This is a genomic window from Caballeronia temeraria, from assembly GCF_001544795.2.
Taxonomy (GTDB): Bacteria; Pseudomonadota; Gammaproteobacteria; order Burkholderiales; family Burkholderiaceae; genus Caballeronia; species Caballeronia temeraria.
Genome location: NZ_FCOI02000020.1, coordinates 1 through 17,429, shown reverse-complemented (window position 1 = coordinate 17,429; position 17,429 = coordinate 1). Strand labels below are relative to the sequence as shown.

Genomic DNA, 17,429 nt, shown 5'->3' with positions numbered 1-17,429 from the left:
GTGATACGCGGGGAGAGCAGGTGATGAACGAGTCGGCCAGCAACGAACTGTCATTCAGGACGCTCGTGGTGACGAAGAAGGACAAGGTGGCGGAAGGCATTTTCCGTTTCGAGTTGCGTGACGACGCAGGCGGCGAGCTGCCCCCGTTCACGGCGGGTGCGCATCTGACGGTGCGCGTGCCGAACGGGGCGAATCGCAATTATTCGCTGTGCAACGATCCGGCCGAGACGGACCGTTATGTGATCGCCGTGAAGCGTGACGCGGCGGGTCGCGGCGGCTCGATCAGCATGGCGGACGACGTCGCGGAAGGTGACCGCATCGACGTCTCGGAGCCGCGCAACGAGTTCCTGCTCAACGAGCGCGCGCGCAGCTTCGTCTTCGTTGCGGGCGGCATCGGCATCACGCCGATTCTCTCGATGATGCGCTATCTCAAAGCCATCGACGGCCCGCGTTTCAAGCTCTTTTACGTCTCCCGCAGCCCGGAGACAACGGCATTCATCGACGAATTGTCGAGCCCGGAATGGAAGCCGCATGTGGTCATCCATCACGACCACGGCGACCTCGCGCAAGCGCTCGATTTCTGGCCCGTGTTCGAGAAACCCGCGAGCGGCGCGCACGTGTATTGCTGCGGCCCGCGTGCGTTGATGGACGGCGTGCGGGACATGACCGGCCACTGGCCGGCCGGCAGCGTGCACTTCGAGAGCTTCGGCGTCGATCAGTCGCGCGCGGCCGACAACACGCCTTTCAGCGTGAAGCTGGAACGCTCGGGCCGCTGCTTCCATATTCCGAAGGACCGCTCGATTCTCGAAATTCTGCGCGACAACGGCATCCGCGCGCCGAGCTCATGCGAGAGCGGCACCTGCGGTTCGTGCCGCACGACGCTGTGCGCGGGCGAAGCGGATCATCGCGACATGGTGCTCGGCGACGACGAGAAGCACGATCAGATCATGATCTGCGTATCGCGTGCGAAGAGCGAAGAACTGGTGCTGGATCTCTGAAGAACAATCCCCGCTGCATACGTTGGTCAGGAGAAGCGTAAATGCTCACGCATGAAGAAAATGAATTGCTGTGCCGCGTCGAAGGCGATGCGCCGATGGGTCAGTTGATGCGCCGTCACTGGACGCCGGTGTGTCTCATCGAAGAAGTCAGCGAGCCGGACGGGGCGCCTGTGAAGGCGCGTCTGTTCGGCGAGGATCTCGTGGTCTTTCGCGACACCGACGGCAACGTCGGCGTGATGGACGAATACTGTCCGCATCGCCGGGTGTCGCTCGTTTATGGACGCAACGAAGATTGCGGTCTGCGCTGTCTCTATCACGGCTGGAAGATGGACGTGAAGGGCAATGTGATCGAGATGGTCTCGGAGCCTTCGTGCAGCGAAATGACGAAGAAGGTCAAGCACAAGGCCTACGAAACGAAAGAATGGGGCGGCTTCGTGTGGGCGTACATGGGCCCGCAGGACGCCATTCCCGAGTTCGTGCCGCCGGCATGGGCGCCGACCGAGGACACGCGCGTGAGCATCGCCAAGGCGATCCTGCCGTGCAACTGGGCACAGATTCTCGAAGGCGCGATCGATTCGGCGCACAGCTCCAGCCTGCACTCGTCGGACTTCGTGCCGGCGCGCGTGGGCGGCGCGGAAGCGACCTCGAAAAACTGGCTGCGCCCGTCGACGGACAAGGCGCCTCGCCTCCAGGTGCATCGCACCGAATACGGCTTCCGCTACGCCGCACTGCGCCGGCCGATACAGAACGCGGCGACGCACGACTATGTGCGCTCGACCGTGTTCGTCGCGCCGGCCACCGCGCTGATCCCGCCGAACAATCTCTACAACGTGGCGAACATCAACGTGCCCTGCGATGATCGCAGCACCGCGTTCTACTTCATGGCGTGGGGCCATCCGGACAAGACGCCGGAAACCGAGACGTGGCGCAAGTTCCTCGGGCAGCAGGTCGGCATCGATCTCGACGAGCACTATCGGCCGCTGCGCAATCACGACAACCGCTTCTGGCAGGATCGTGAAGCCATGAAGGCCGGCAACTTCACCGGCATCAAGGGCTTTCCGAATCAGGACATCGCGATGTGGGTGACGATGGGCGCGATCGCGGATCGCACCGAAGAGCGCCTCGGCGCGAGCGATGTCGCCGTGGTCGAGTTCCGCCGCCGCATGCTCGATGCGCTCGCGGCGTTCAAGTCGGGCGAGGCCGCTATCGGTACCGGCGACAAGGCCATTCCGCGCAGCGTCTGTTCCTTTCAGGCGATGGTGCCGAAGGACACCGACTGGAAGCAATACGCGGCGCATCCGGTCTGGGTGGAGCCGGCTGGGCAGGCCGCGCCGGAACTCGAGTCCAACTATCAGGTTCAGGTCTGATGAAACGGATCAGACTCGGAATCGTGGGCCTCGGCCGCGCCTTCTCGCTGATGCTGCCGACCTTTCTCGCCGATGCGCGCGTGCAGCTCGCCGCGGCCTGCGATCCGCGCGAGACGGCGCGCTCGCAGTTCGAAGCCGACTTCGACGCGCCGGCCTTCCATGATGTCGAAGCGCTCGCGCGCCGCGCCGACATCGATGCGGTCTACATTGCCAGTCCGCATCAGTTCCATGCGGCGCATACGCGAATCGCGGCTTCGCACGGCAAGCACGTGCTCGTCGAAAAGCCGATGGCGCTGTCGCTCGCCGAGTGCGACGACATGATCGCCGCATGCCGCGAGGCGAACGTGCATCTCATCGTCGGTCACTGCCATAGCTTCGATACGCCGTATCTGCGTGCGCGCGAGTTGATCGCATCGGGCGCATTCGGCGACGTGAAGATGATCCAGGCGCTCAACTACACCGACTATCTCTATCGGCCGCGCCGTCCGGAAGAGCTGAAGACGGAAGAGGGCGGCGGCGCGGTATTCAGTCAGGCGGCGCATCAGGTGGATATCGTGCGCCTGCTCGCGGGAAGCCGCGTGACGCGGGTCCGGGCGGCCGTCGGCAATTGGGACCCGGCGCGTCCGACGGAAGGCGCGTACGCCGCGACGCTCTGGTTCGAGAACGGAGCATTCGCGACGCTTGCCTACAACGGCTACGGGCACTTCGATTCCGACGAGTGGACCGGCTGGATCGGCGAAATGGGTCAGACGCGCAGCGCCGACGAGTATGGCGTCGCGCGGCGCAAGCTCGCGAAAGTGGCGTCTCGCGAAGAAGAGGCGCGTCTCAAGGCGGCGGGCACTTATGGCGGTAACGCCTATACGCCTGCCGCGAACGTTCCGGATGCCCGCAGGCATCAACACTTCGGGCCGCTGATCGTGTCGTGCGAGCGCGGCGATCTTCGGCCGATGCCCGATGGCGTCGTCGTGTATGGAGACGAACGGCGCGAGCGCATCGAACTCGATGCGCCCAAGGTGCCGCGGGCGGAAGTCATCGACGAACTCATGGCCGCGGTGCACGGCGACACCGCTCCGCTGCACGACGGTGTCTGGGCGCGCGGCACGCTGGAAATCTGCCTCGCGATGCTGCGTTCGAGCGCTGAACAGCGCGACGTGCTCATCGGCGGCGAAACATCAATTACAAAGGAATGCTGAATATGGGCAAGCTCAATCTGTCGGTCGCGGTGGGGAATTACGATCGCATGCGGCCGCTGGTCGACGGCGAAGTGCAGATCGACGGTGTCGATCCGACCTTCATGCTGCAGGATCCGGAAGAGATCTTCTTTCGCGCGTTTCGCCACGCCGACTACGATATCTGCGAACTGTCGCTGTCGAGCTTTAGCGTCAAGACGGCGGCGGGCACGAGCCCGTATATCGGCGTGCCGATCTTTCCGTCGCGCGCCTTCCGGCACACGTCAATCTATGTCCGCAACGATCGCGGCATCGAGTCGCCTGCCGATCTGAAGGGCAAGCGCATCGGCGTGCCGGAATATCAGTTGACGGCCAACGTATGGGCGCGACTGTTCCTCGAGGAAGACCACGGCCTTAAGCCGTCCGACGTCACGTGGGTTCGCGGCGGCTACGAGGAAGCGGGCCGGCCGGAAAAGATCAGTCTGAAGCTGCCCGGCGACGTTCGGCTCGAGAACGCGCCGGAAAGCCAGACGATCTCGGGCTTGCTGGCATCCGGCGAGATCGATGCGGTCATCGGCCCGCGCGCGCCGTCGTGCTTCACGAACGGTAATCCGAACGTCAAGTACCTGTTCGACGATCCGCAAAAGGCCGCCGCCGACTGGTACACGCGCACTAAACTCTTCCCGATCATGCATCTGCTGGGCGTGCGGCGCACGCTTGCCGAGCAGCATCCGTGGCTGCCCGGCGCGGTGGCGAAGGCCTTCGAGAAGAGCAAGGCGCTGGCGCTCGCCAGGCTCAATGACACCTCGGCGACCAAGGTGACGCTGCCGTTCGTCGAAGAACAGTTGCGCAATGCGCGGCGTCTCATGGGACACGATTTCTGGTCTTATGGCTTCGAGCCGAACCGGCACGTGTTGTCGCGCTTTCTCGAACGGCATCACAAGGAAGGCTTGTCCAGCCGGCTGTTGCAGCCCGAGGAACTCTTTCATCCTGCGACGCTGGAGAGTTTCAAGATTTGAGCGTGGCGTGGGGCGTGGCGAGCGCGGCGGGGCTGGCCGGACGATTCATGCCCTCTGCAAAATATCCATTGCCGTTTCGGCATCTTGAAGCGAATCAACAGCGATATAAGCGATGAACTGCGTACCGAGTACCGCGGCGGAAACGCCGCGAAGATTGACGCCGCCGTCGCCCAGGATTTGAGCGAGTTGCCCGATGATCCCGAGTTGATCCATACCCATGACGCGCACGGAGTGAAGGCTCGGGCTGACGCTGAAGCCCGCCTGTGTCGCGGCACGGATTTCACTTTCGCCTTGCAGCGGCGCAACGAACACGACTCCCTTTCCCGATGCCTCGGGCGTGCGCCGCGCGACGACGAACTGGAGGTCCGCGCCAGCGAGCCGCAAGGCATTTAAAACCTGAGCAAGTCCACCGGGTTTGTCCTCGATGGTGGCGGCCCAGACATCGACACGTTCGACGCTCAGTTCCATGGCACTTCCTCCGCCAGTCGCAGTACAAAATAAAAATCTAGTTCATCAAAGGCGCGCGAACAAGAACGGCAAATTTGCGGCGTGCGAACGTCCGTTCTGCAAGGGGGAACGGTATCGCATTCGTGGAATGCAACTAATCGTCGATTCCGCGAACCCCCTTGAAGATCACCGTTCCGCACGCGTGACCACAGACCGAACCCGTTCGACAACAGGCGACGACGGCTCGCGGTGATCCTGCAGATATTGGCAAACGACGTCCACGACGAGTCCGGGCCGCGTGCCGATGAAGTAATGCTGCCCCTCGGACAAGACTGCCAGATCCGTACGATCCGAAAGCGCGGACCAAGCGCGATAACGCCGCTCGTAGCCGCGCGTGAGCGGGTCGTCGCGGCTGACGATGCAGAGTATCGGCGCGGCGATCGTTTCATCGGTCCGGCGTTTCTCATACTCGAACGTGAGCTGGGCGTTCCTGCGGAAGTTGCCCATCATGAAGGCGACGACCTCCGGTTCCATCTCGCCGGCCGGGCCGCCCCAGCTTCGGATCAGCGCCTGCAGCTTGCTGTCGCTGGTGAGGCTCCACGGCGCGGGCATCGGCAGCCAGCGCAGAAGGCGCGGAAGCGGAAACGCCGCCGCGACGGCGAGCAGCGCGACCTTGCGCCCCCGCGCTTCGATCTGGCGCGCCAGCTCGAAGGCGAGAAAGCTCCCTACGCAATGGCCATACACCGCGATGTCGCCGATGATCGTCGCGACGAGCTCGTCGGCGCAGGCTTGCGCCATCCGGACCACCGATACGTAATCGCGCGGATCGCTGCCGAGCTCGTTGCCGGGCAGCGCGATCGCGCGCACCGCGAGCGTCGGATCGCGCGCGCACAGAGCATCGGCGAAAGGCCGGAACACCGTGGCCGACGCGCCCGCGTAAGGCGCGCACACGACCGTCAGCCGGGTCGGGGCGGAACCGCGCGCGAGCATCGGCACGAGCGTGTTCGCCGCGTCGGCCGCGTGCGCATCGCGGGCGAGCAACCCGGCGACGCCCGCGACAGTCGGCTGTCGATAGAAATCGAGCTGCGCGATTTTCTTGTCGAACACGCCGGCGATGCGCGACAACGACGTGATGACCTTCAGCGAGTGGCCGCCGAGCGCGAAGAAATCGTCGTGACGGCCGATACGCGGCACACCCAGAAGCTCCTGCCAGATACGCGCGATCTCGATTTCCGCTTCGCCCTGCGGCGCCTCGTAATGCCTCGTCACGACCGAGGACCGATCCGGCGCCGGCAGCGCGCGCCGGTCCAGCTTGCCGTTCTGCGTCAGCGGCAACGCCTTCATGTTCACGAAGGCGCCGGGCACCATGTAGTCGGCGAGCATCGTCGAGAGTTGTTCGCGCAAATCCGCCGCCGGCAGTACCGCGTCATCATGGCCGACCACATAACCGACCAGCTGCTTGTCGCCCGAACTGTCCTGCCGGACGATCACCACGGCTTCGCGCACGCCATCGCATGCCAGCAGCTTCGCTTCGATCTCGCCCAGCTCGATGCGAAAACCGCGGACCTTCACCTGGTCGTCGTTACGGCCGAGATATTCGAGCGTGCCATCGGCGAGCCAGCGGCCCAGATCGCCCGATTTGTACATCCGCGCGTCTGCGTCACTGCTGAACGGATCGTGCACGAAACGCTGCGCGGTGAGATCTGCACGGTTCAGATAGCCGCGCGCCACGCCCGCGCCACCCACATGAATCTCGCCGGTCACGCCCTCCGGCACCGGCTGTCCCTGGCCGTCCAGCACGTACAGACGCAAGTCCGGAATGCGCCCGCCGATCGGACTGCGGCCGGCGCGCTGCGCGTCCTCGGGCGTCAGCGCGCGGTAGGTCACGTGCACCGTCGTTTCCGTAATGCCGTACATGTTCACGAGTTGCGTCGACGCGTTCTGCTCGCGCGCATACCACGGTTGCAGGATCACTGGTTCGAGCGCCTCGCCGCCAAAGACGACCTGTCGCAGCCGATGAGGCAGAGTGCTTTCGCCCTGGACGGCGATTAGTTGCCGGAACGCACTGGGCGTCTGATTCAGGATCGTCACGCCTTCCTCGCACAGCAGGCGATAGAACTCCTGCGGCGAGCGGCTCACTTCCTTCGGCACGATGACCAGCCGGCCGCCGTACAGCAGCGCTCCCCAGATTTCCCACACCGAGAAGTCGAATGCGAACGAGTGGAACAGCGTCCAGACGTCCTTCGGCCCGAACTCGAACCAGGGGTCCGTGGCGGTGAAGAGCCGCACGATATTGCGATGCTCGATCATCACGCCCTTCGGTTGGCCCGTCGAGCCGGAGGTGTAGATCACATAGGCCAGATGCCGGGGCGTCAGATCCGCGACGACGGGGTTATGCGTGGGTTGTGCCTCGAATTCCCGTGCGCTCAGTTCGATGATCGGCGCCGGCGGTTCGCCCAGCACGTCGCGCACGCTCGCCTGCGCGAGCACGGCCACCGGCGCGCAATCGTGCAGCATGTAGGCGAGCCGTTCGACGGGATAGCCGGGGTCCAGCGGCACATATCCGGCGCCCGCTTTCAGAATCCCCAGCACGCCGACCATCATCTCGATGCCGCGTTGCACGCAGATCGCCACGCGGTCGTCGGGCTTCACGCCCGCATCGATCAGATGATGCGCCAGTTGATTCGCGCGGGCGTTCAGTTCCGCGTACGTCAGACGCTCGGCTTCGAACACCACCGCCACGGCGTCCGGCGACTGCTCGACCTGCGCCTCGAAGCGCGCCATCACCGTGGTTTGCGGTGTGTCCGTCGTGATTTCGTTGCGCTTGACGAGCAAGCGTTCGCGCTCGGCGAGCGGCAGCATCTCCAGCGCGCGCACGGGCAGCGCGGGGCTTTGCGTCAGCGCGACGGCCAGCGCGTCCAGCGTGCAGTCCATGTAGCCGGCCACACGCGATGCATCGACGCGCGTATCGGCCTGCACGACGAGTTCGAAGTCGTCGCCGAAGTCGTTCACCGAGAGCAGCAGCGGATAGTTCGTGCGCTCATCGCCATGCAGGACCGACACGCCGCTCGCAGTGGCGCGCGCGTCGTCCGTTCTTCCGGATGCGCGGCCGTGCCGGTAGTTCAGCAGGGCGCTGAACAGCGGCAACGGCGCGGCGACGCCGCTGCAGCGCTGCGCCAGCGCCAGCGAGGCGTGCTCGTGGTGCAGCAGCGTCGACAGGGCCGTATGCGTCTCGCGCACCGCATCGCCGACGCTCACGTCGTGCAGACGGATGCGGATCGGCAGCGTATTGATGAACATGCCGAGCACGCGGTCCGCGCCCGCGCCGCCCTGCATGCGGCCCAGCAGCACCGTGCCGAACACGACGTCTTCACGCCCCGACACGCGCGCGAGCACCTGCGCCCACGCGAGGTGGAAAAGGCTCGCGACGCTCACGCCCAGCTTGCGCGCTTCCTCGCGCAACTGGCGGTTCAGCGTGGGCGCGAGCCTCGTCCTGAACTCCGCGATGCCCAGGCCGTTGCTCTGCACGTCGCTCAGACCGTACGGCAGCGTGGGCTCGTCGACATCGGCGAGGACGTCGCGGAAGTACGCCTCGTGTTCGTCCTGACTCATGCCGAGACGCGCCTGCGCGACGAAGTTGCGGTAAGGAAGCGGGACGGGAAGACGTTGCGCGTCGTCACGCAGGATCGCTTCGATTTCCTCCAGCATCATCTCGAGCGCCGTGTAGTCCATCACCATGTGATGGCCGAGCAGTTGCAACAGCCAGCGGCCGTTGGCCGGATCGCGGGCGACGTAGAGGCGCATCATCGGCGCGTGCCGCACGTCGAGCCGTTGATATCGCGGGTCGAAGCGCCGGGCCAGTTGCGCCTCGATCTCGCCATCCTGCGGCGACAGCTCGACTTCTTCGACGATCAGGCGGGCCTCGCGCCATACCACCTGCACCGGCTCGGGCAGACCTTCCCAGAGCACCGCCGTGCGCAGGATGTCGTGACGCGCGATCACCGTCTGCAGCGCCTGCACGAAGCGCGCGAGTTCGACGCGCTCGGGCATCGCCATCATCATGTTCTGGAGATACGGATCACCGTCGCCGCCCGCGATGTGATGGAACAGCATCCCCTCGTGCAGCGGCGCGAGCGGGTAGATGTCCTGCACGTTGCGGGCGCCGCCTTCGACCCGGGCCACCACGGCCGCGATGTGCTCCGCGCTCAGCTTCACGAGCGGCAGCATCTCCGGCGTGATCGTCTCGCAGCCGGCGGGGATGCCGTTCGGCGGCACCGCCACTGCATGACGAACGCTTTGCGCCGCGGACGCGAGTGCGGCCACGCTCGGTTGACTGAACAGCACGCGCACGTCGGCCTGCACGCCTGCCTGACGCATCCGTTCGATGAGCGACACCGCCAGAAGCGAATGGCCGCCAAGCTCGAAGAAGTTGTCGTGCCGGCCTACCCGCTCGCGTCCCAGCACCTCGGACCAGATCGCGGCGATCCGCGTTTCGGCGTCGCCTATCGGCGGTTCGTAATCGCGGCGGGTGAACGCGTCGTCGTGCGGCGCGGGCAACGCGCGGCGGTTCACCTTGCCGTTCGGCGTGAGCGGCAGCGCGTCCAGCATCACGTAGGCGGCCGGCACCATGTAGTCCGGCAGCGTCTCCTGCAGATGAGCGCGCAACTGCTGACTTTGGGGCGCTTCAAGGGGCGCTTGCGCCGTGTAGTAGGCCACGAGCTGCTTGCCGCTGCCGCCGGTCTCGCGCGCCAGCACGACCGCTTCGCGGATGGCTGGATGCGCCGTCAGCCGCGCCTCGATCTCGCCCAGCTCGATGCGATAGCCGCGAATCTTGACCTGATGGTCATTGCGGCCGAGAAATTCGATATTTCCGTCGGGCAGCCAGCGGGCGAGGTCGCCGGTGCGGTACATGCGCGCGCCGGGCGTTTCGCTGAAGGGATCGTGGAGGAAGCGTTCGGCGGTAAGCTCCAGACGGTTCAGATAGCCGCGCGCGACCCCGGCGCCGCCGATATGCAGTTCGCCGACGGCGCCCGGAGGCATCAACTGGCCGTGCGCGTCGAGCAGGTAGATGCGCGTGTTCGCGAGTGGACGGCCGATCGGCACGGTGTAGCCATCGAATGCTTGCGGCCTGCACCACGCCGTTGCGCAGACCGTGGTTTCGGTCGGGCCGTAGGCGTTGAAAATCCTGACATCGGATTGAACCGAGTGAATCAGCGCGAGGCCCGGAGATTCGCCGCCCAGCACGAGCACCTGAAGCCTCGGCAAGAGCGCGAGCGAATTCTGTCCCTGCAAGAGCGCTGGCGGCAACTGGGCATGCGTGATCGCGTGCCGGCGCATGTACTCGATCAGCGATGAAGCCGCGAGGCAGTCGTCGCGCACCGGCAGACAGAGCGCCGCGCCCGCACCGAGGGTCATGAAAATATCGGCGACGCTGACATCGAAGCCGGTCGAGACGAACTGGACGACACGGCTTTGCGGACCCACGCCATAGAGTCCGATCTGCGCCACCGCGAGATTGACGATATTGCCGTGTTCGACCATGACGCCCTTGGGCGCGCCGGTCGAGCCCGAGGTGTAGATCACATAAGCGAGGCTACGGGCGCCGAGCGCCGCGACCTGCGGATCGTGATCGGGCCGGGTGTCGTCGAAGGCGGCGGGGTCGAGGACCGGCAGATCTCCTGCAGGGCCGAGCGCGTCGCGCCCGGCGGCATCGGCGATGAGCAACACGGGCGCAGCGTCCCTCAGCATGTGCGCCAGCCGTTCACCCGGATAGGCCGGATCGAACGGCACATAGGCGGCGCCTGCCTTGAGTATCGCCAGCAACGCGATCACCATCTCCGGGCCGCGCTCCATGCACAGCGCCACGCGCGCCTCGGGACCGACGCCCAGCGCGATCAGCTGGTGCGCGAGCCGGTTCGCGCGGCCATTGAGCCGTGCATAGCTGAGCGATTCGCCCTCGAAGACGAGCGCGGTTGCATCGGGCGTGCGCGTGACCTGCCGCTCGAACAATTGGTGGATGCACTGGTCCTGCGCGAAGGGTGCGGACGCGCCGCTCCATGTGCCGAGCTGCGCGCGCTCGCCTGGCAGCAGGAGCGGGAGCGTATGCAACGGCGCGTCGGGGTGCGCAATCGCATGTTCGAGGAAATGCATGAATCGTCGCAGATGCGTCCGCACGGCCTCGGAGGAATACAGCGCGGCACTGGCATCGAACACGAGCCTCAGTCCGGCCGCTTCGCCTTCGTCGTGCACATGCAGTGTCAGGTCATCGGGCGTGACCGAAAACGTTCGCGTCGAAACGACTTCGCAGTCCGTGAAAGCGATCGCGCTATTGAAGCCGGGCATGATATTCACGATCGGCCCGAACAATCGCTGACCGATGTCGAGGCGTTCCAGATCGCGCCGGATGTCCTTGATCCGATAACGTTGATGGCGCAGCACGCGCAGGCTCTGGGCCGACACCTGCCTGACCAGTTCGGTCATGCTGGAGGACGGGTTCATCGGCACCCGCAACGGCAGCACGTTGGACATCATGGCCGGAACATTCTTGGCGGTGCGGCCGACTCGTGCGGTGACGGGCATGCCGAGAATCACTTCATCGGTCTGTCCGGTGACGCGCGCGAGATACGCGGCCATCGCGGCCGTGATGAACTGCGACCACGATGTGCCGTTGCGTTGGGCGGTCTGTCGCAGCGATTCCGTTTTTTCCGGCGACAGATTGACCTTCGCCTTGACCGTCGCGCTCGCGGGCGACGCGTTCTGCACGTCCCCGGCGATGATCGGAGGTTCCGGGCAGTTCGCCAGATACTCGCTCCAGAACTGCTGGTCCTTCTGAAAAGCAGCGGATGCGCGGTAGGCCTCGTCATCGGCGAGCAGATCGGCTAATCGGCTCCACTTCGCAGCGGCCGGCTGCGCGCCGCTTTTCAAAGCCGAATAAATCTCCGCGAGACGCTCGATGAAGAGAAGAAACGAGTAGCCGTCGAAGATGAGATGATGAAAGCACAGAAACAGAAATAATCGGTCCTGACCAGTCCTTAGGAGTGCGATATTAAACAGAGGCCATTGATCGAGATCGATAGCCGTGGAACGCCGCGTCTGAACGTGATCCTCGACGGCCTGCAGCGGATCGGCCGCGCCACTGACATCGAGCACCGGCAGCCTGAAGTCGACGGACTCCAGTATCTGATGCGGCAATCCTTCCGTCCCGCGGAGCCTGACCTGGACCGCATCCGCCTCCGAGATCGTCTGCCGCAAAGCCGACTCCAGCACGCCAATATCCAGCGGCCCGGCGATTTCGGTCAGGTGCGCGAGGTTGTATCGGGGATCCTGCAAGTCGACTTGTTGCCGAAAGAAGACGCCCAGTTGCGCGGGCGTGAGAGGAAAGCTGTGCATCGTGTCACCCGATGAAAAGTTTTCAACAAAACGGCTGGCGGTGTCGTTTGCGTCAGTCGGCCACCGGCGAGTTCTTGCGTCTTGCGTACAGGCCCGCCTTCAGCGCCTCGGCGGATACGTCGACGAGCCGTCCTTGCGCGACCTGCACGAGCCGGTCGGCGCATTCGAAGTAGGCATCGTCGTGAGAAATGACGATCACCGTTTTGCCCCGGCGCTTCAGATCGGGGATGAGCTCCGTATAGAACACGCGCCGAAACACGGGGTCCTGATCGGCGGCCCATTCGTCGAAAAGATAGATCGGACGATCTTCCAGATACGAGGCGATCAGCGCCATGCGCTTGCGCTGCCCGGACGAAAGACTCGTGGTGCTGAACCTGTTGCCCTGGAGGCTGACCTTGTGATCGAGTTCGAGCGTGTGCAGGTAATGCGCCGCCTGCTTCGCGACCTGCGCCTGGTCCTGACACAGGATTTCGTCGAACAGATGGAAGTCGGCGAAGACAGCCGAGAAGCGCTGACGATACTGCACGAGGTTATGCTTTCCGACCTTAATTCCGCCCAGTTCGACATGCCCTTGCTCGGGTTCGTAGAGGCCGAGCAGCAGCATCGCGAGCGTGGTCTTGCCGCTGCCGTTTCCGCCGATCAGATAGACCACTTCGCCCTGACGGATCGACAGATCGATCGGCCCGAGCGTGAACGGGCGATCCTCGGTCAGCCCCGGATAGCGATGCGACACGCCGGCGAATCTGAGCAATGGCGCGCCCTCGACCGCAGCGGCGAAGGGATCGTCCTGCGTTGCGCGAGCGTCGTCATCCGGCGCTTGCGTCAGCTCGGCATCGAGAATGCGGATGCGCGACAACGCGATGGAAGCCTGCCGCAGAATCGGCAGACTGGTCATCACTTCGCTGACGGGCTGGATCAGAAAGAGCAGCAGAAGCGTGAGGGTCACGAGAACGCCGGGCGACTGAGGAAACCAGTGCGGCACGACGAGCAGAATCAAACCGATGGCCACGTAGAACAACATGCCGCCCGCGTTCGCGACGAGCGAATAGAGGAGCATCGCGCGCGTGAAAGAGCGACGGAAGGCATGCGCGGTCGGATGAACGACGTGATCCGTGAAGTACCGCGCTCGCGATGTATTGAGCTGCAATTCGCGCGTGCCTTCGAGCAGCGAGCGGAAATGCCGGAAGATGACATCGAGCTGATCGCGCACGGCCTGCATCTCTCGTAGCGGCCAGCGCTCCACGCAGTGATAGATGACGGCTGCGGTGATCAGAAAGACGAAGAAGCACGCGAAGGCCTGCCAGGAGAGCCACGCCATATAGCCGAGACATACGGCGATCAGGACCAGGTGCCCGAACGTGACCGGGAGCATCTGCGCGGCCTGCGCGAACGTGTTGACGTCCGTGGTGAGGATGGCGAGCAGGCGCGGTTTTCCGAGCGCTTCCAGCTTTTTATAGGGCGTATGCAGGATCTTCCGGCACAACTCGATGCGCAGGCTGCATATCACCTGCTGCCCGAAATCCATGATGAGAATTTGCGAGGTCGTCCTGAACAGCAGTTGCGCGGCGCACACGGCGAAGAAGCCGATAGCCAGTCCGCGCGTCGGTATGGGGCCGCCCGCGACACCACTGATCAGTCGCGCGATTTCCGCGCTGCAAATCGCGCCGATGAAGCCGGCGACGACAGCAAGCACGATGCGCGGCCGCGACTCGCGCCGGAGCTGCTCAGGAATCAGCGAAAACATGAGGCGCCTCCGCTCGCTGACGGCGACAGGGAGGCGAGAAAGGTCTGGATGGTCGTGTTGAATTCGTCGGGATTGTCGGTCATCACGGAATGACCGGCGCGGGAAATCGTCGCGAGCTGTCCCTTGGGCAGTGCCTGATGCGCCATGCGCCAGGCGACCTGCGGCGTGAGCAGCGCCGATCCGATGCCTCTCACGACGAGGCTCGGGCAGCGCACGGATTTGAGCATGGCCCAGAGCTGCATGTCGCGCGCGGCGTCATGCGGCGAATCGTCGGCCACGGCCCGGTCGAGCTTCGGCTCGAAGCCGCCCGTGCTGGTGCGGCGCAATGCGTGTGCCGCGAGATTGCGCAGCGCGCGTCCACTCGCGAGCGGACGGCGCTCCTGCAGCCATTGCGCATACTCGTCGATCGAGTCGAAGCGTGCCGGCGTCTCGCGTATTTCGGAGAGCACGCTTTGCGAACCGGGGCCATCGGAATACGGTCCAAAGTCGACGAGGACGAGGCCGGAGGTGAACTGTTCGAGCATCCCGGTAAGATGCAAGGCAACGCTGCCGCCGAGCGAATGACCGATCAGAACAGGCTTTCGTATGTTCAATGCAAAAAGGACTTCGAGCACGTCGCCAGCGAGCGTTCTCGCGTCGTATGCGCGCTCCGGGTCCCAGCTCGAATCGCCATGTCCGCGAAGATCGATCGATACGAAGCGATGGTCTGCGCAGGCCGATTCCGTGAGCGTGCGCCACACGCCGCTGCACTCGCCGCGGCCGTGCAGCAGCACGCAGGGCGCTCCGCTTTCGCCTGTATCTTCGACGGAGATGTCGAAGCGGCCATTGCGGATTCTGACGCTGCGTCGCTGCACGAAAGAGGGTCGTTTCATGATGGTCACCTGTCAGGAATCAAACGCAGACAGCTTGGCGATCGAGAGTTAGAAACGGATTAGGTCTCGAATCGACAGAATCCGGCAGGGCTTTATCGCCGCTCACAGGATCCTAATTTTTTACGCCTACGCTCGGCTCATTCACGAAGTCCCGTCAGTTCAATGAAACTTTCTGGTGGATACGCATATGAAAAATTCGGAACCCGCATTCAAAGAGTCGATCATCGAAAGTGATTTTTCGGTCGCCGACTATTCGGCCGGCTCGCCCGAAGAACTCGCGACGATGGTGGCCGATGCGCTCGATGCGAAGCGATGTGTTGTTTCGGTGACAGCCGACGAGCGCATCGCCGAAGTGTGCGCGGGTCACTACGTGTCGTTCGGCGAGGTGCATCTCGGCGCGCGGGCCATCGTCGAATATTCGGACGCGCGCGACAAGATGTTTTCGGTGCTCGAACTGAGCGGGAAACCGATCGGCGTGGTGCAGGTTTCGGGTCCGCGCGACAAACGGCAGTTCGATGAATATGATCTGAAGCTGCTTCGAATTCTTGCCACGTTCGTGGCGCGAGCGGTCGAGGCGGATCGGCTGCAGAAACTCGTTTCCTCGCCCTTCACGCGCATGACGCTCAAGCGCGCGTCGGATCAGACGATCGGCGACATCGTGGCTCAGTCGATCCAGAATCCAGGCCAGCTTTCGAAGATGCTCGCGCGATCCTTCTATCGCGAGATGACGCGCGCGGGTTTCGATTTCAGCCAGATCATCGGCGCGGCGACCGAGATCATCTCCGAGCTCGCCAGCAACGTGCGCAAGCACAGCGATCGGAAACATCGGCGGGGAAGCTGATTGTTCGTTTCGCACGATGAGCGGCGGCGCGTTATGCGCCGCCGCTTTTTTTGCGGCTCGCATCGCGTCGACGGGCAGCGATCGTAGGGCCATCAGGTTTCTCCTTCTCCGTTCATTTACGGCGCCACGGCGAGATTCGCCGCGGGCGCCGGTTCATGTCGATACCGTTACTTCACGCCGAGCGCCTGATCGGGATAGCGGCGCGTCGACGCGTCGAACACGTTCAACGGCGCAAGGCTTTGTCCGATGATCGCGAGCGAGGCGGGCTGGCCCATTTCACCGTGCGCGCAATCGATGTCGACATTCACGAGCGACCCTTCGATCCGCTCGCGCCATTCGTCGACGTGACGCGGCTGACCGGGCGCTTCGGAACGCATCGCGGTGAAGTAGAGGATGTCGCCGCCGAACCGCGCCGGCGCGAACGTGCCCTGCAACTGCATGTTTCGCTGCGTTGCTTCGATGACCGTCATGACGTGTCGATCGCTGATATAGCTCGGAATCAGCCGATGTTCGCGCAGGGCATCGACGCGCTCTGCGGTGTCTCGCATGCCGCGAAGCGCGATGGTCAATGCTTCGGGCATGTTCGGGAACGCGGCTTCGATGAGCGTGCATTCATCGACATCGCGCGCGGCCCGGCCATCTGGCAGGCGCGAATCCAGCAGCACGAGCTGATCGACGGTCTCGCCGAGGGTCTGAAGCTTCGTTGCCATTTCATAGGCCACGAGTCCGCCGAAAGACCATCCGAGCAGGCGATACGGTCCCTGAGGCTGAATGCCGCGAATGCGCGCGATGTAGTCGCTCGCCATCTCCGCGATGTTCGCGGGGATGTAGTCCGGTTGCTGAAGCGCGGGCGTCTGAAGTGCGTAGATGGGCCGATTCCCTTCGATGCTCCGGGCAAGGCCCGCATAGCTCCATGCGAGTCCGCCGACGGGGTGAATGCAGAACAACGGAGCGCCTTCGCCGTGAGCGCGGATTGGCATGATCGTGTCGAATTCCGTGTTCGAGGGCGCGGTGCTCAGATGGTCTGCCAGTTCGGCCACAGAGGGTGCATTGAACAGGACGCGGATGGAGATGTTCTCGCCGAGCCTGGCGTCGATGTGCGCCATCAGTTGCACTGCGAGCAGGGAATGCCCACCGAGCGCGAAGAAGTTATCGAACACACTCACGCGTTCGAGCCCGAGCACATCGGCGAAGCATTGCGCAAGCGACGCTTCGAGCGATGTACGCGGCGCGACATAAGCCGCAAGATCCTGCCACTGTGGATCGGGCAGCGCGCGTCGATCGAGCTTGCCGTTGGGCGTAAGGGGCAGCGCATCGAGCACGACAAACGCCGAGGGCACCATATAGTCCGGCAAACGCGAATCGAGATGTTCGTGCAGAACGCTCGCATCGATTTCCGCTGCAAGCGTGACATACGCGACGAGTTGCTGATCCTGCGCATCCTGCTGCCTTGCCCGCGCGATGACCACGGCTTCACGCACAGCCGGATGACTGGCGATCTGCGCTTCGATCTCGCCAAGCTCGATACGGAAGCCGCGAATCTTGACCTGATGATCGTTGCGTCCGAGGAACTCGAGATTGCC

Annotated in this window: 10 protein-coding genes; 5 read left to right on the top strand and 5 right to left on the bottom strand. The window is 64.0% G+C overall.

Annotated features, from left to right (window positions below):
• Nucleotides 1–23 precede the first annotated feature (23 nt).
• Genes AWB76_RS25170 through AWB76_RS25155 form a run of 4 tightly spaced genes read left to right on the top strand, consistent with a single transcriptional unit; the run spans nucleotide 24 to nucleotide 4,553 of the window.
• Nucleotides 24–998, top strand: coding sequence for a PDR/VanB family oxidoreductase (locus AWB76_RS25170; RefSeq protein WP_061162933.1), 975 nt, complete (start codon nucleotides 24–26; stop codon nucleotides 996–998).
• Nucleotides 999–1,039: 41 nt separating this feature from the next.
• Nucleotides 1,040–2,365 carry a Rieske 2Fe-2S domain-containing protein gene (locus tag AWB76_RS25165; RefSeq protein WP_061162852.1) on the top strand — a complete coding sequence of 442 codons (1,326 nt, stop codon included), beginning with the start codon at nucleotides 1,040–1,042 and terminating at the stop codon, nucleotides 2,363–2,365.
• A complete protein-coding gene (locus AWB76_RS25160) occupies nucleotides 2,365–3,558 on the top strand; it encodes a Gfo/Idh/MocA family protein (protein ID WP_061162851.1) in 1,194 nt (397 codons plus the stop codon). Before AWB76_RS25165 ends, AWB76_RS25160 begins: the two co-directional genes overlap by 1 nt.
• A 2-nt stretch (nucleotides 3,559–3,560) precedes the next feature.
• On the top strand, nucleotides 3,561–4,553 hold the full coding sequence (locus AWB76_RS25155) for an ABC transporter substrate-binding protein (RefSeq protein ID WP_061162932.1): 993 nt from the start codon (nucleotides 3,561–3,563) through the stop codon (nucleotides 4,551–4,553).
• A 45-nt stretch (nucleotides 4,554–4,598) separates the two neighbouring features.
• Here the strand turns inward: AWB76_RS25155 and AWB76_RS25150 are convergent, their stop codons facing one another.
• The 4 genes from AWB76_RS25150 to AWB76_RS25135 all read right to left on the bottom strand — a co-directional run bounded on the left by AWB76_RS25150 (nucleotide 4,599) and on the right by AWB76_RS25135 (nucleotide 15,005).
• A complete protein-coding gene (locus AWB76_RS25150; protein WP_061162850.1) occupies nucleotides 4,599–5,021 on the bottom strand; it encodes an amino acid-binding protein in 423 nt (140 codons plus the stop codon).
• Between the two features lie 165 nt (nucleotides 5,022–5,186).
• Nucleotides 5,187–12,389, bottom strand: coding sequence for a non-ribosomal peptide synthetase (locus tag AWB76_RS25145; protein WP_061162849.1), 7,203 nt, complete (start codon nucleotides 12,387–12,389; stop codon nucleotides 5,187–5,189).
• 52 nt (nucleotides 12,390–12,441) lie between these two features.
• Nucleotides 12,442–14,133 carry a cyclic peptide export ABC transporter gene (locus AWB76_RS25140; protein ID WP_061162848.1) on the bottom strand — a complete coding sequence of 564 codons (1,692 nt, stop codon included), beginning with the start codon at nucleotides 14,131–14,133 and terminating at the stop codon, nucleotides 12,442–12,444.
• Nucleotides 14,121–15,005 carry an alpha/beta fold hydrolase gene (locus tag AWB76_RS25135; protein WP_244173446.1) on the bottom strand — a complete coding sequence of 295 codons (885 nt, stop codon included), beginning with the start codon at nucleotides 15,003–15,005 and terminating at the stop codon, nucleotides 14,121–14,123. Before AWB76_RS25135 ends, AWB76_RS25140 begins: the two co-directional genes overlap by 13 nt.
• A gap of 187 nt (nucleotides 15,006–15,192) precedes the next feature.
• Here AWB76_RS25135 and AWB76_RS25130 point away from each other — a divergent pair, with 187 nt between their 5' ends.
• Nucleotides 15,193–15,846, top strand: a complete 654-nt coding sequence (locus AWB76_RS25130; protein ID WP_061162846.1) for a GAF domain-containing protein — start codon at nucleotides 15,193–15,195, stop codon at nucleotides 15,844–15,846.
• Between the two features lie 167 nt (nucleotides 15,847–16,013).
• Here the strand turns inward: AWB76_RS25130 and AWB76_RS25125 are convergent.
• The coding region (locus AWB76_RS25125) for a thioesterase domain-containing protein (protein ID WP_244173445.1) at nucleotides 16,014–17,429 on the bottom strand (1,416 nt) is incomplete at its 5' end.

Bases quoted from the DNA above. Each gene is read 5' to 3' on its own strand.
- AWB76_RS25165 (WP_061162852.1), top strand. From the start codon at position 1,040: ATGCTCACGCATGAAGAAAATGAATTGCTGTGCCGCGTCGAAGGCGAT.
- AWB76_RS25140 (WP_061162848.1), bottom strand. From the start codon at position 14,133: ATGTTTTCGCTGATTCCTGAGCAGCTCCGGCGCGAGTCGCGGCCGCGC.
- AWB76_RS25160 (WP_061162851.1), top strand. From the start codon at position 2,365: ATGAAACGGATCAGACTCGGAATCGTGGGCCTCGGCCGCGCCTTCTCG.
- AWB76_RS25170 (WP_061162933.1), top strand. From the start codon at position 24: ATGAACGAGTCGGCCAGCAACGAACTGTCATTCAGGACGCTCGTGGTG.
- AWB76_RS25145 (WP_061162849.1), bottom strand. From the start codon at position 12,389: ATGCACAGCTTTCCTCTCACGCCCGCGCAACTGGGCGTCTTCTTTCGG.
- AWB76_RS25150 (WP_061162850.1), bottom strand. From the start codon at position 5,021: ATGGAACTGAGCGTCGAACGTGTCGATGTCTGGGCCGCCACCATCGAG.
- AWB76_RS25130 (WP_061162846.1), top strand. From the start codon at position 15,193: ATGAAAAATTCGGAACCCGCATTCAAAGAGTCGATCATCGAAAGTGAT.
- AWB76_RS25155 (WP_061162932.1), top strand. From the start codon at position 3,561: ATGGGCAAGCTCAATCTGTCGGTCGCGGTGGGGAATTACGATCGCATG.
- AWB76_RS25135 (WP_244173446.1), bottom strand. From the start codon at position 15,005: ATGAAACGACCCTCTTTCGTGCAGCGACGCAGCGTCAGAATCCGCAAT.